Here is a 13908-nt window from a genome sequence, read left to right as displayed (position 1 = left end):
TGATCGAAAGTTGCCGCACGAATATTGTGCGGAAATGCGCTTTCTCCACCTTCTTTTTGCCCTATATCCTGCAACTGTGAACATACTGCCACCGCTCAGGGAGAACAGGAATGAGTTGGAATCCCACCCACAATCCCGAATGCGTCTCGGAAAACTCTGCACTCGAAACGTTGATTATTCCACGGGCTCGTGATCTGGGCGGCTTTGAGGTGCGCCGCGCGCTTCCGTCGGTCAAACGCCAGCTTGTGGGGCCTTTCATCTTCTTTGACCAGATGGGACCCGCAGAGTTTATCACCGACGGCGGGATCGATGTGCGCCCGCATCCCCATATCGGGCTGGGTACGGTGACCTATCTGTATCAGGGTGAATTCGAGCATCGCGACAGCCTCGGAACCCATCAGATGATCTATCCGGGCGAGGTCAACTGGATGGTGGCGGGTCGCGGTGTCACTCATTCCGAACGCACAAGTGCCGAAACCCGCAGCAAAAGCCACAGCCTTTTCGGTATCCAGACCTGGATTGCCCTGCCCGAAGCGCACGAGGATATGGCCCCGGATTTCGAACACCACAAGCAAGGCGCCTTGCCGCATATTGAAGACATCGGTGTCAGCGCCCGTCTGATCCTGGGATCCGCCTATGGTGAGGACAGCCCCGTGAAGATGCTGTCCGAGACCTTCTATCTGGACGTGCAACTGGAGCCGGGCGCTTCTTTTCCGCTGCCTGATGACCATGAGGATCGCGGCGTTTATGTGACCCAAGGCTCTGTAGAAGTGGCGGGCGATAGGTTCGACGAAGGCCGTATGATGGTCTTCCGTCCCGGAGATCGACTTTCGGTCAAGGCCGGGCCACTTGGCGCGCGGCTGATGCTGTTGGGCGGTGCGACGCTGAACGAGGATCGTTACATCTGGTGGAATTTCGTATCTTCCTCGAAAGAAAAGATCGAAAATGCCACGCGCGAATGGAAGACAGCTGATTGGGCCAATGGGGCATTTCACTTGCCGCCCGGTGACGATCAGGAATTCATCCAGATCTCCGAGGAACTTGAACGCACCCGTCCGCGGCTGGCGCGATAGGCGCTGTTGCGCAACGTCATTTGATGCACAAACTTGCCAGCCAGCGGCTTGCCGGTGATCCTTCGGTTGTCAAAGGAGGGACACCATGAAAATCGTGATTGCGGGGGCCGGCAGTATCGGTTGCTTTTGCGGCGGCTTGCTGGCGACCGAAGGTCATGACGTCACTTTGTTGGGCCGGGCCCGAGTGCTGGATCCGATCCGCGCGCACGGGTTGACGATGACGGATTATTCCGGGCTTCACCGAACTCTCTCAGGCAGCCAGCTGGCATTGACGGAACAGCCGGCCAGCCTGGAAAGGGCAGACCTGATCATCGTGACGGTCAAAACCGGTGCAACGGGTGAAATCGCTGACTTAATCTCTCAATTTGCGCCCCGGGTTGCGCCCGTATTGTCATGGCAGAACGGGATGGAAAATGCTCAAATCTTGAGCCGTACCTTGCCAGATCGCGACGTGCGGGCGGGAATGGTGCCCTTCAATGTGGTGCCCACCAAAGACGCGTCATATCACCGTGCCTCGTCCGGCGACATAGTCATTGAAGGCGGGGCGGGGGCGCTGGCCGAACGTCTTTCAAGCGCCGTTTTGCCCGTCTCGGAAAGCGAAGACATCGAGGCGGTGCAATGGGGCAAGCTCGTCGTCAACCTCAACAATGCTCTGAACGCCCTGTCGGGGTTGACTTTGCAAAAGCAACTGCTGGACCGGGACTGGCGACGTCTGATGGCCGATCAGATGGCCGAGGCGCTTTCGGTCCTCAAATCCGCTGGGCATCCCATCACCTCGACCACTCCTTTGCCTGCATGGATGACACCACATATCCTGCGCCTGCCGACACCTCTGTTTTCTCGTATTGCGGCCCGGATGCTCACCATTGACCCCAGCGCCCGGACTTCGATGGCCTATGACCTGATGGCGGGGCGTCCAACGGAAATCGACAGTTTGCAAGGAGAGATTATTCGACTGGGCATGAAAACGGGGACACCGACTCCGATCAGTCGCCGTGTGGCCGGCCTTATTCGGCAAGCCCCGGCTTCGCCCTTGACCGTCGCACAAGTCAGGCAGTAGCCGCTGTGTCTTCGTATCAATTGAGCGCCGTCAGCATCTTGAAAATGATGCCGGACATGGTGGCCGCAGCGGGCACTGTCACAATCCAGGCTGCGAGGATGGTCATGAAATGAGACCGACGCACCAATTTGCGCCGTTGGTGTTCTTCTCGGGCTAGCCGCAAATCCACGGGCCGTTGGAGATTCAGTAGTTTCCGGCGGCGATCGGCGTTCCATTCACGGTAGAACCCAACGCCAAATACCGCGCCAACGGCAATATGGGTCGAACTGACCGGGAGCCCCAGCCAGCTGGCGACGATGACTGTGATGGCAGCGGACAATGCCACACAAAAGGCGCGCATCGGATTCAGCTTGGTAATCTGGCTGCCCACCATCCGGATCAGTTTGGGCCCGAACAGGAACAAACCGAAGGAAATACCGAAGGCGCCGATGACCATCACCCAGGTGGGGATTGCGACCTGCGGGGCGAAGCCCCCGAACTCTGCCGCGTGCACGATTCCGGCCAGTGGCCCAACGGCATTCGCGACGTCATTGGCCCCGTGCGCAAAGCTCAGGAAGGTAGCCGAGATCGCCAGCGGCAGGCCAAACAGCGTCTTCAGAGACCGGGTGCGGTTTTCCATTCCTTCCGACCTGCGGCGCACCCAAGGCACAGTGATGGCCCAGACCAGAGAGCCCGTGCCCAACCCGATGAGCAGCGCGACTTCGATCTCGATTTCAGCGATACGATTCAACCCCTTGATCGCCAGATAAGTGGCAAACGCACCGGCCATGAATGCCACCAGAATGGGCACCCAACGGCGCGCCGCGGCGATCTTGTCTTTCTGATACTGAATCTTGGCCTTGATCAGCGCCAGAAACAGGGCAGCGATGACTCCGCCCAGAACCGGAGCAATCACCCAGCTTGCGGCAATCGCTCCCATTGTGCCCCAATCGACCGCGCCAAGCCCGGCTGCGGCGATGCCTGCCCCCATCACACCACCCACGACCGAGTGCGTGGTGGAAACCGGAGCCCCGATCCACGTCGCCAGATTGACCCACATAGCGGAAGAGATCAGCGCCGCCATCATAGCCCAGATGAACACGCTGGAATTCTGCACCGAGGCCGGGTCGATTATCCCCTTGGATATAGTCGAAACCACATCTCCACCCGCCAGCAACGCACCCGCGCTTTCGGCAACGGCGGCAATGGCAATGGCACCTGTCATGGTCAGCGCGTTCGCACCCACCGCGGGGCCCATGTTATTGGCGACGTCGTTGGCGCCGATATTGATGGCCATATATGCGCCGAATGCAGCCGCCGCGACAACGATCAGTCCGCCATCTGCCCGATCAAAAAAGATGGCAGCCATTAGTCCGGCCAACGCGATGAAAGCCAAAGCAATCCCCGGCGCCAGCAACGGGCGCGAGACATACGCATTTGCACGCTCAACGTTCGTAATGCGGTGCAGGTCGTTGTCCAGCGACTGCCAGCGTGTTTTGGACGGAGTCTCGGGCATTGTTTTCATGCACAACTGGTTTGAAACTGCGCGCTACCGCCTTAAGCTCGCCGGGGCAAGGCCGCTGTCACAAAAGTGATGCAAAACTGTTACATTTGCAGGAGTAAGTCGCGCAATTCGGGCTCTTCGACCCGTTCCGCGGCTTTTTCGGGGGAGAACCAACACCGTTTTCGTTGATGAGCCTCGGGAAAGTCCTCTGCCAGTTCGGCGACATCGATGTGATATACCCAAGTCAGCACAGGCTGAGCCGAGCCATCCTTGAGGATTTTGTTGTAGCTGAACTGGCCCATCGGTTCCGCGTCGATCGATCTGGCGCATACCCCGGCTTCTTCCCAGGCTTCCTGGCGCGCCGTTCCCGCACCGTCCAGCCCGTCGATTGGCCAGCCTTTCGGGATGATCCAGCGCCCGGTATCCCGGCTTGTGATCAGTAAAACTTCGCGCCGCCCGCCGTTGTTTCTTGTGCACAGCGCTGCGCATTGCACCCTATGCGGGCGCAAGAAAAGCGGTCTTGCCACTTCTTCCCATATGTTTCGCAGCCAGTGTGACATGTTCAGCCTGTTTGGCCTCCTTCGGAGTGCCGGGTTGATACCATTTAATCATACATCCCGGATATCTCAATGTATTCACCCGGAATTGCAGGAATTTGCCCTAAAACGGCAGGATTTTTGAAGATTTGCGCCAAGAAAGGCGGAGCTCGCCAGAATTAACAAGCTGTGTCGGTCAGCGACCCCTTCGTTTGGCCCGCAATGTGGGGTCGGCCTTCGTCGGGTCTTCGGGCCAGGGGTGTTTTGGGTACTGCGCGCGCATGTCCTTGCGTACATCCGCATAGGACCCCGCCCAGAACCCCGGCAGATCACGGGTAATCTGGATCGGACGTTGCGCCGGGGACAAAAGCGTGATCTTCAATGGCTCGCCGCCCACGACGGGATGCTTTGTGACACCGAAAACCTCCTGCAAACGCAAGGCGATTTCGGGCACCGCACCGCCATATTCAATCGGTACTTTCCGGCCCAGTGGCGTCTCGAAGGCACCGGGTGCGCGGCGATCCAGCTCCTGTGTCTGTGCCCAGTTCAGCCGGGCACGCAGCGCGGGCAGCAGGTCGAACCGCTTCCAGTCATCGGCGTTGCGAACGCCCGAGAGCATCGGCAGCAGCCAGTCCTCCAGTTCAGCCATCAATCCCGCGACCGAAAAATCGGGCAAGTCCACACCCTCGGCGCGAACCAGCTCGACCCGTGCCGCCAACCGGGCGGCGGCTCCGTCCAGACGCAGGCCCAGATCCCGGACACCATCCATCATGGCCATCGCGACAGTGGCGTCCGGGACGCCTTTCCAGATGCGGTCACTCAGTGTGATTGCTCCGAACCGTTCTTGTTGGCGGGCCACCACCCGCCGCTCGCGCTTTGACCAGTCGCAGCTGTCAACCCATTCGATCTGGTCAGCAAACAAGTCTCGTATTTCCCGTTCCGAGATTTGTACGGCCATCCTGACCCGTGCCTCGCGGGGGTTTCCGTCGGTGTCGGTGGCGACCAGATACGGGGAACCGGCCAGCGTGTCGTCGCTGTCCAGCACGACCCCTTTGCCACCTGACAGAACATAGCGGGGCAGATCGCCCTTTCGGCGTTGCCCTATCCGGTCCGGGTAAGCCAGTGCCGCCATGGCTGCCGGGCTCAGATCTTCCTGTTCGCCCCTGACCTGAGACTGCAATCGCCTGGCTTCAGTGTTGATCCTGTCAACCGCGCTGGGGTTGACCTGCCAGGTTCGGTTGCGCTGGAATGCGCGCTTGTCCCGTAAAGCCTCCAATCGAAGCGCCAAGTCAGTGGGCGCGCCTTTCAGCGGATCACGCTCCGCCATCAGTGCTGCGAGCGGTGCCGCGTTGGCACCGGCGCGCACCATCATGTGCCCAAGCCTGGGATGAAGCGGCAATGCTGCCAAGGCGCGACCATGCTCCGTAATCCGTCCCTTGTGGTCCAGCGCGCCCAGCATGTTCAGCAGGGTCCGGGCCTCTGCCAAGGCACCTTCGGGTGGCGCAGTCAGAAAGGCCAGATCCTGCGGTTCAGCGCCCCACAAGGCCAGTTCCAAGGCCAGACCCGTCAGATCGGCCGCTTCAATCTCAGCCGGAGGAAAAGCGGCCAGCGCGCCGTCCTCACCCTTTGACCACAGTCGATAGCAAGTTCCTTTGGCGACTCGCCCGGCGCGGCCTGCGCGCTGCGTCGCCTCGGCGCGCGTGACCCGCTCGGTCACCAGCCGTGACATGCCCGAGCCCGGATCGAACCGCGCCCGTCGAGCCTGCCCCATGTCCACCACGACCCGGACGTCCGGTATGGTCAGCGAGGTCTCGGCAATTGATGTTGCCAGCACGACCTTGCGGCCTTCCTGAGCCGGCGCGATCGCGGCCCGTTGCGCGGCAAAGGGCAGAGCGCCGAACAGAGGGCGAACTGAGCAGTTTTTTGGCAGCCGGTTGGTCAGTGTCGCTTCGGCCCGGCGAATTTCACCTTCGCCAGGTAGAAAAACCAGCACGCCGCCGCCAGCGTTTCGCGTTTCCCGCTCGGCCTCTACGGCCAGATCGACCAGCGCGTCCAGCCGTCGGGCCTGTGCACTCAAAGGACGCTCAAGCCAGTGTGTTTCGACGGGAAAGCTGCGACCCTCGGACGTTACCAGTGGCGCCTGCATCAATTGTCCGACGGGCTCAGCATCCAGCGTTGCCGACATCGCCAGCAGGATCAGATCGTCCCGCAATGCGCCCGCCACTTCGAGGCAAAGTGCCAGCCCCAGATCTGCATTCAGGGACCGTTCGTGGAACTCGTCGAAAATAACTGCTGCTACACCGGGTAAATCCGGGTCGGCTTGCAGCATTCTGGTCAGGATACCTTCGGTCACGACTTCGATCCGGGTGGATTTCGATACTTTGGCCTCACCTCGCACCCGGTAACCAACGGTCTGGCCGACGGGTTCACCCAGAGTTTCCGCCATCCGCTCCGCAGCAGCTCGTGCAGCCAGCCGTCGGGGTTCCAGCATCACGATCCGACCGCGGCACAGGCCAGCTTGCAAAATCTCCAGCGGCACCCGCGTCGTCTTGCCCGCACCGGGCGGCGCCTGCAATGCCGCCCTGCCATGGGTGCGCAGAGCGTCCAATAATTCGGGTATGGCGTCATCGATGGGCAAGCGGGTCGTCATGCGCGCTTTATCCGTCATCACATCACCGCCGTCCAGTTCCGCTGTGGCTGTGTTGTTTGGGCAGCGTGTATGTCTTGGCTTTTCCAGTGGATCCGGCCCGCCAGCCGCAAATGCGTGCTAGTGACACATGAGATCGCTCCGTGACCATCCGGGGCTGGACAAATCAGCCAGAGGGGCTGCAAGTAGGCATGCCGTTAGAATTTGAGGTTGAAATGGACACAGGCAGCCTTGGTGACAGGATCTTGAATGGGGACCGGCGCGCTTTGGCGCGGGCCATCACGCTGGTCGAAAGCGGGCGCGCTGATCACCGCGCGCAGGCGACTGCATTGCTCGATCAGCTGTCGGGATCCGGACGGCAGGCGCTGCGCATTGGCTTGTCCGGCACACCGGGTGTTGGAAAATCCACGTTCATCGAAAGCTTCGGTATGATGCTGACGGGGCAGGGGCTACGCGTTGCGGTGCTTGCCGTCGATCCCAGCTCGGCCCGTTCCGGAGGGTCGATTCTTGGCGACAAGACCCGGATGGAGCGCCTGAGTCGCGAGAAAAACGCCTTTATCCGCCCGTCCCCCAGCCAAAGCCATCTGGGCGGGGTTGCGCGCCGTACGCGTGAGGCCATCGCGCTGTGCGAAGCTGCAGGCTTCGATGTCGTGCTGATCGAAACAGTCGGTGTCGGCCAGTCCGAGACAGTGGTGGCGGAGATGTCTGACTTGTTCCTGCTGCTGCTGGCCCCGGCCGGCGGGGACGAGTTGCAGGGCGTCAAGCGCGGCATAATGGAAATGGCCGACATGATCCTGATCAACAAGGCCGACGGTGATCTGAAATCGACGGCGACCCGAACTTGTGCCGACTATGCCGGGGCGCTGCGCCTGTTGCGGAAACGCCCGCAGGACCCCGACGAGTTTCCCAAGGCGATGACGGTCTCAGCTGTTGAAGAGCACGGGCTTGAACAAGCCTGGGAAGAAATGCAGAGCCTTGCAACCTGGCGGCGTGAAAATGGCCACTGGACGCAAAACCGGGCCGTTCAGGCGCAATACTGGTTTGAGCAAGAGGTCCGTGCTGCCTTGCTGGCCCGCCTGTCGACCGCACAGGCCCGCGCAGATCTGGAGCGGCTGGGTGACGAGGTCCGAGCCGGGCAACTTAGCCCTTCTGCGGCAGCAGAGCGAATGCTCGGCAGGTTGAGAGACGCCTGAGTTTTCTGCTGGCTATAGGTATTCCCGCGTCCGATCTGCTGATTAATGTGCGATTCAGCTAAAGGTTGAGTCAGCCTGTCGATTTGTGCAAGAATCGATGATGTAGCAGAAAGTAATACGTCTGACCGCAGCCGACGGAGCCGTCACCCATGCCCAATATCAACGGGACTAATGGCAATGACGATATCGATGTCACAAATGACAACGGTACCCTGAACGGGACGCCGCAGGGAACGCCCATAGACAATGTCCGGGGGCGCGGTGGCAACGATCAGATCGATGTCACGAACAGCACTATCAGCAACAACGTCCTAGGCAATGCCGGAAGCGATGCGATCACGGTCACAGACAGCACCGTCGATGGCCGCGTTGGGGGCGGGTCGGGTTCGGATACGGTTACTGTTACCGGTTCGACGGTCGGCGAAATTCGGCTTGGAAACAACGATGACACGCTGAACTTCAGCAGCACGGACGTAACGGGCGATATTCGCGGCGGCAACGGAACCGATACGCTCAACCTGCCGGCCGGTACTGTCATCACCGACAATACCTTTGGAACGATCACCGTACAGGCGGGGGTTAGTTATTCTCTGTCCAGCGGATCATTCACGCTGCCGTCAGGAAAAACAGCGACTTACACCACCTTTGAAAACGGAACCGGATTTCCCTGTTTCACGTTCGGGACCAAAATTAAGACGCAGGAAGGCTCGGTTCCGATACAGGACCTCGCGACCGGTGATCTCATTCCCACCCTGGGCTGCGGATTGTGCCCCATCCGCTGGATCGGGCGTCGCCGATTGGACGCGCAGACGCTCGGCGAGAATCCAAAGCTTTTGCCAGTGCGCATCGTTGCAGGGGCGCTGGGCAAGGGGTTGCCACATCGCGATCTGCTGGTTTCCCGGCAGCATCGCATGCTGGTGCAATCGAGAATAGCGCAACGCATGTTTGGTACGACCGAAGTGCTGATCCCGGCAATAAAGCTCACCGCTCTGCCGGGTATTTTTGTCGATGAGAGCGTGGAAAGCGTTGAGTACTTCCACCTGCTTTTCGATCGGCATCAAGTGATTTTTGCCGAGAACGCTCCGACCGAGAGCCTGTACACCGGACTCGAAGCGATGAAGGTGCTCAACATGGCTGCACGGCGTGAAATTCTGGCAATTTTTCCCGAACTGGCGCGCCTGGACTATCGGGCAGATCCCGCGCGACTCATTCCACATAACAGGCAGCAGGCGCAGTTGGTTGCGCGACATCTGAAAAACAACAAACCGCTGTTGCAGGCGCATGTATCGCGGGACGGTGGGGTTCATAAGAACACCGTAAAGAATTCGCAGCATCCGACTTGACCCTTCGGGCGATTCCCACTACACGCATCCAACCAGTTTTCGGGCGCGACTTCGGGTTGCGCCCCTTGTGATTTGGCCGAGGGCACTATGCCCGGCCACCAGAAACAAAGGAAGAAACCATGTCGCGCCGTTGCGAACTGACCGGAAAAGGCCCGATGACTGGCAACAATGTCAGCCACGCCAACAACAAAACCAAGCGTCGCTTTCTGCCCAACCTGAACGACGTCACACTGCAGTCGGAAACCCTGGGCCGTGGCGTCAAGCTGCGCATCTCGGCGGCTGCCCTGCGCTCGGTTGACCACCGCGGTGGTCTGGACGCATTCCTGGCCAAAGCCAAGGACGAAGAGCTGTCCGCGAACGCGTTGAAAGTGAAGAAGGAAATCGCCAAGGCTCAAGCCTCGGCCTAAGCCTTACTTCTTTTCGAGGAATTCAGCCCTGCACCCAGCGGTGCGGGGCTTTTCGTTTTTGCAGGCAGCGCGTTAAAACCGGAACATACGAATTAATATTAATTCGTGATCTACGGTGAAATTGTTCACATAACGCCTGTTGAATGTGAGTTATGTTTGCTCATATTTTCAACTGGCGGAGACATTTCAATGCCTACCAAAGTCTTTGATTTCCTGACTCTGCTACCCGCACTTCTGGGTAAAACCATCAGCGCGTGCACCCGGATGCAACGGCGAGTCAATCGGCAGCACAACAGCCTGAATGTCGAAAATGTAAAACGCCCCGGGCTGGACCACTGACGCAACGCCGCAGGCGCGCGATCAGTGCTTGAAGCCCGGGAATTTCCCAACCTATATCTCAGATCACCATGACGACTGCGTATCGAATTTTTCTGCCAGTGATCTTGTCTTTGCTGGTCATTCTGACCGGTCAGGGGGTCGCCGCTTCACGCGGGGTCGACAGAGCCGTCGGCCAGATGGTTCTGTGCACCGGAACCGGCCCTGTCGTTGTTTACATGGACGAAGATGGTCAACCGACCGGCGCTCCTCATTATTGTCCGGACTACGCGCTGTCGCTTCTGGGCGCGGTTCTTGCCTCGCTGACTGACCTGCCACACGCGCCCAACCAGACGCCGCACGAAAAACCACTACGCGTCAATGGTCTGATCGCCGCACCGGTTCCGCAGACGCCGGCCCGGGCGCCTCCTGTTGCTGTCTGATTCCCTGCACAATCTTCAGACAATGTACTTAGGAGAGGCATGATGTCCTTCAAATCCAGAATTCTGGCCACTCTGGCCGCTGCAACGCTTGCGACTACCGCTTTGGCCGGAGGAGATATCAAGGTGGATGACGCCTATGCCCGGTCGTCCGGTCAGAATGCCAAAGCAGGCGGGGCGTTCATGGTGATCGTCAACGAAGGCGAAACAGATGACCGCCTGATCAGAGCAACATCGGATGTCGCCGCTCGGGTCGAGTTGCACACCCACAAGATCGATGAGAATGGCGTCGCCAAGATGGTCCATGTCGAGGAAGGCTTCGTGATCCCCGCAGGCGAGAGCCACAAGCTGAAACGCGGCGGCGATCACGTGATGTTCATGGGGCTGACGCAGCCTTTCGAGCACGGCGCCCTTGTGCCAGTGACGCTGATCTTTGAGCAGGCGGGCGAAGTTCAGATCGATATTCCCGTCGATCTGGAACGTCACGACGCCGGGGCGCATTCCAACTAAGGCGACGCCCGTCTTCGGGCCGCAAGCGGCCGTCATCCATGCGTCAGACCGGGCAATGCCCGGTCTGTTGCGTTACCGGTTGATGGTGCGCATGGCCAAACGGTCGCCGGCGCTTTTGAACCTGGCGGCGAGGAAAAACATAACCACTGCAATGGCAAGGGCCGAAAACGCGATGGCCCATCCCAGAGCGACCAGGCCACTTCCGGGCCAGAAGATCAGCACCAATCCGATCACCAGCGCCACTATACCCGAGTTTCGCACTGTCGCCCGTTCCGGATCCCGCTCGTGCATCTGGGACAAGGCCATCAGCGAGCCAATAGCCATGATCAGCGCCCAGGCACCCAACAGGAAGAACGCCAACCGGGCCGCGCCCTCGGGCCAGATCAGCAACACCAGTCCGATCAGAACCGCTCCGACCCCGACGCCGCCGATCAAGCCACGGCGACCGAAGCCCAGCAGCGTCAGACCACCGTCGAGAACCAGCAGCAACCCCACCAGCCGCAGCAGCAAAGAAATGCTGCCGGTGGGCCAGAACAACGCCGCAATGCCCACCAAGGCGGCCAAAACTCCACGCAACAGGAATGTCCACCAAAGGTTCGCAAGGTTATCACTCAGCGCATCGCGCGACCGGATGCTGCCGTCATCAAGGATTTCACCGCTTTTTGTATCTGGTTCTGTCATAACGCACTTTCGATAAGAGTTGGGTGCAGCATAGACGACAGATTCCTCGTCTGTCTGCTGATTTCGATGTCATCGCTGCCCGAGTAGCCCATCCACCCAGCGTGGGACGGTTTCGGTGGCCGGGCCGAACAGTGTTTCATCAAAGCTGGACACTCCGACCGAGGGTTCAAGGTTTAACTCGACTGTCTGAGCGCCCGCCGCGATGGCCTCGTGCACGAAAGCTGCCGCGGGGTAGACCTGACCAGATGTACCGATGGCGGCAAAGATCCGGGCCTCGGCCAGATGATCATAGATTTCGTCCATGCGATAGGGCATCTCGCCGAACCAGACAACGTCGGGCCGGGCCGTTGGTGCGCGGCACGATGGGCAGGTTTCATCCACCGCCATTTCGGGCGGCGCGGGCCAGCGATGACCACAAGCCGCACATAATGCACCAGCAAGAATGCCGTGCATGTGGATCACGCCTTCGGCCCCGCCGGCCTCGTGTAGCCCGTCGACGTTTTGCGTGACAATGATGACGTCGCCCGGCCAGTCCCGCTGCAGTCGAGCCAGCGCGACATGAGCCGGGTTGGGCTGCGCCTTTGCCGCATGAACTCGCCGCGCGTTGTAAAAACCGTGCACCAGTGCCGGATCGCGGGCGAACCCTTCGGGCGTGGCGACATCCTCGATCCGATGTTGCGCCCACAAACCGCCTTCATCGCGGAATGTGCTCAAACCGCTTTCTGCCGAGATTCCGGCTCCGGTCAGGATGACGATCTTTTCCATCGACGCCTCGCGCGCTAAACCCTTGATCCATGACACACCGTATCCTTTTCGTCTGTTTGGGCAACATATGCCGATCTCCCGCTGCGGAAGGCGCCTTTCGAAGCCTTGCGCCGCATCATGACATCGACAGTGCCGGGACGTCGGGCTGGCATATCGGGAGCCCGCCGTACGGTCCGATGCTAAAGGCGGCACAGGCTCGGCGTATCGACCTCAGCGATCTGAGGGCGCGGCAATTCACTGCGGCGGATTTCGATCGGTTCGACATGATCATCGGGATGGACGCCAACAACATCGCCGACATCGAGCAACTGCGCCCAAGGGGCAACGAAACGCCCGTGTGCCTGTTAACCGATTTCGCGCAACACACCGGTGCTGACCATGTCCCCGACCCCTATTACACGCGCGATTTCGAAGGCGCGCTGGACCTGATTCAAGCAGCAGCTGCAGGGCTCGCGGCACACTTGGACACTTAACCCAACACCTTCAGGCGTCCGTCCAGCCATGGCACCTGCGCAATGGCCGGGTCAATGATCTGGCTCTGCATGAGCCGCCGGATCATCTCTGCCACCTCTTGCGGGACCTGATCGGACCAGTCGGTGCGGGTAAACAGTGAAATCGTGCGCGAGAACTCTCCGAACGGAGCAGGATGCACATCCATTCCGTCGTGAAAGCGTGCCGCCCGCATATAACCCAGCGGCGTAGTGATCGCCCAGCCCAAACCGCGCGCCACCATCGCCATCAGCGCCAGGTGCGAACCGATTTCGAATCGTTCCTCGAACTCCAACTGCTGTCGCGCCAGATGGCTTTCGATCTGGCGGCTGATCAATTGTTCGCGGGCATAGCGCAGAAAGGGCAGGTCTCGCATGGCATTTTCCACACCTTTAGGAGCCACCAGAATAAACGGATCCTGCACCAGAGGGTATTCAACAACGCCCTCCAATACCTCGCCGCTATGAGCAGAGACGGCCAGATGCAAGCGTTGTGACTCCAGCTCCTCGAATATCTCGAGGCTGGGCAGTGTTATCAGCTTGAATTTCGACCGGGTCAGGCTGTCGGCCAGCATCGTCGCCAGGCGCGGTGTCAGGTCGTTGTCGAAATCGTCGATCAATCCGATGGACAGGGTTGTCAGATGACCCAGATCCATCACGGTCAGTTCGCTCTGGGCCATCTGCAGCTCGGCCAGAACAGCTTCGGTTCTAGCCAGAAAGCTGCGCCCGGCCTGCGTCAGACGCATCGGACGGCGACCGTGATCCACCAATTCAGTGCCCAAAGCGTTTTCCAGATTGCGCAATTGTTGAGACACCGATGGCTGACTGAGCCCCGTGATCTCGGCGGCTTGTGCCACCGATCCCGTCCGCGCCAGAGCTTTGAACACTTCGAGCCCGCGCAGGGTCAGCCCTTTCATCACCATAAGATACACCTTTCACTGCGCCATTTCTGAGGCGCAGCAGGCAT

General features: G+C 59.8%; 15 protein-coding genes. 9 read left to right on the top strand and 6 right to left on the bottom strand.

Translation table 11 applies throughout. The annotated features are described in order from the left end of the window. The first annotated feature begins 110 nt into the window (after window positions 1-110). Together AC2TDJ_RS06935 and AC2TDJ_RS06930 are read left to right on the top strand one after the other, a co-directional pair. Window positions 111-1073, top strand: a complete 963-nt coding sequence (locus AC2TDJ_RS06935) for a pirin family protein (RefSeq protein WP_480840584.1) — start codon at window positions 111-113, stop codon at window positions 1071-1073. A gap of 85 nt (window positions 1074-1158) precedes the next feature. Beyond that, window positions 1159-2133 carry a 2-dehydropantoate 2-reductase gene (locus AC2TDJ_RS06930; protein WP_480840583.1) on the top strand — a complete coding sequence of 325 codons (975 nt, stop codon included), beginning with the start codon at window positions 1159-1161 and terminating at the stop codon, window positions 2131-2133. Window positions 2134-2149: 16 nt separating this feature from the next. Here the strand turns inward: AC2TDJ_RS06930 and AC2TDJ_RS06925 are convergent, their stop codons facing one another. From AC2TDJ_RS06925 to hrpB, 3 genes are all read right to left on the bottom strand, one after another. Further along, the gene (locus AC2TDJ_RS06925) at window positions 2150-3628 is read right to left on the bottom strand and encodes an inorganic phosphate transporter (protein WP_480840581.1); all 1479 of its coding nucleotides are present in this window, start codon (window positions 3626-3628) and stop codon (window positions 2150-2152) included. A gap of 89 nt (window positions 3629-3717) precedes the next feature. Next, on the bottom strand, window positions 3718-4176 hold the full coding sequence (locus AC2TDJ_RS06920; protein WP_480840579.1) for an NUDIX hydrolase: 459 nt from the start codon (window positions 4174-4176) through the stop codon (window positions 3718-3720). 172 nt (window positions 4177-4348) lie between these two features. After that, window positions 4349-6820, bottom strand: coding sequence for an ATP-dependent helicase HrpB (gene hrpB, locus AC2TDJ_RS06915; protein ID WP_480840577.1), 2472 nt, complete (start codon window positions 6818-6820; stop codon window positions 4349-4351). Between the two features lie 194 nt (window positions 6821-7014). Between hrpB and meaB the strand changes: the two genes are divergently transcribed. The 6 genes from meaB (at window position 7015) to AC2TDJ_RS06885 (ending at window position 11007) form a co-directional block, all read left to right on the top strand. After that, on the top strand, window positions 7015-7992 hold the full coding sequence (meaB, locus tag AC2TDJ_RS06910; protein WP_480840575.1) for a methylmalonyl Co-A mutase-associated GTPase MeaB: 978 nt from the start codon (window positions 7015-7017) through the stop codon (window positions 7990-7992). Window positions 7993-8141: 149 nt separating this feature from the next. Beyond that, entirely contained in the window at window positions 8142-9335 is a 1194-nt protein-coding gene (locus AC2TDJ_RS06905; RefSeq protein ID WP_480840573.1) for a Hint domain-containing protein, read from the top strand. 119 nt (window positions 9336-9454) lie between these two features. Then, the gene (rpmB, locus tag AC2TDJ_RS06900) at window positions 9455-9742 is read left to right on the top strand and encodes a 50S ribosomal protein L28 (RefSeq protein ID WP_171094054.1); all 288 of its coding nucleotides are present in this window, start codon (window positions 9455-9457) and stop codon (window positions 9740-9742) included. A gap of 189 nt (window positions 9743-9931) precedes the next feature. Continuing rightward, window positions 9932-10081, top strand: a complete 150-nt coding sequence (locus AC2TDJ_RS06895) for a hypothetical protein (RefSeq protein WP_480840571.1) — start codon at window positions 9932-9934, stop codon at window positions 10079-10081. Window positions 10082-10149: 68 nt separating this feature from the next. Then, complete coding sequence (locus AC2TDJ_RS06890; protein ID WP_480840569.1) at window positions 10150-10500, top strand: hypothetical protein; 351 nt, start codon at window positions 10150-10152, stop codon at window positions 10498-10500. Window positions 10501-10542: 42 nt separating this feature from the next. Next, window positions 10543-11007: a copper chaperone PCu(A)C gene (locus AC2TDJ_RS06885; protein WP_480840567.1), complete on the top strand. Its 465-nt coding sequence runs from the start codon at window positions 10543-10545 to the stop codon at window positions 11005-11007. A 72-nt stretch (window positions 11008-11079) separates the two neighbouring features. Here AC2TDJ_RS06885 and AC2TDJ_RS06880 read toward each other — a convergent pair whose 3' ends face one another. Both AC2TDJ_RS06880 and AC2TDJ_RS06875 read right to left on the bottom strand, forming a co-directional pair. After that, on the bottom strand, window positions 11080-11688 hold the full coding sequence (locus tag AC2TDJ_RS06880) for an HdeD family acid-resistance protein (protein WP_480840565.1): 609 nt from the start codon (window positions 11686-11688) through the stop codon (window positions 11080-11082). A 69-nt stretch (window positions 11689-11757) separates the two neighbouring features. Then, complete coding sequence (locus AC2TDJ_RS06875; RefSeq protein ID WP_480841421.1) at window positions 11758-12453, bottom strand: NAD-dependent deacylase; 696 nt, start codon at window positions 12451-12453, stop codon at window positions 11758-11760. Window positions 12454-12482: 29 nt separating this feature from the next. Here AC2TDJ_RS06875 and AC2TDJ_RS06870 point away from each other — a divergent pair, with 29 nt between their 5' ends. Next, on the top strand, window positions 12483-12926 hold the full coding sequence (locus AC2TDJ_RS06870; protein ID WP_480840563.1) for a low molecular weight protein-tyrosine-phosphatase: 444 nt from the start codon (window positions 12483-12485) through the stop codon (window positions 12924-12926). Here the strand turns inward: AC2TDJ_RS06870 and AC2TDJ_RS06865 are convergent. Continuing rightward, window positions 12923-13864 (bottom strand): LysR family transcriptional regulator, encoded by a 942-nt coding sequence (locus AC2TDJ_RS06865; protein ID WP_480840561.1) that lies wholly within the window; start codon window positions 13862-13864, stop codon window positions 12923-12925. The two genes, AC2TDJ_RS06870 and AC2TDJ_RS06865, sit on opposite strands and share 4 nt — an antisense overlap. Window positions 13865-13908 lie beyond the last annotated feature (44 nt).

It is taken from the genome of Ruegeria sp. HKCCD6647-2, from assembly GCF_057221075.1.
The sequence above is the reverse complement of the archived record's forward strand: the minus strand, read 5'-3'. Positions and strand labels throughout refer to the sequence as shown.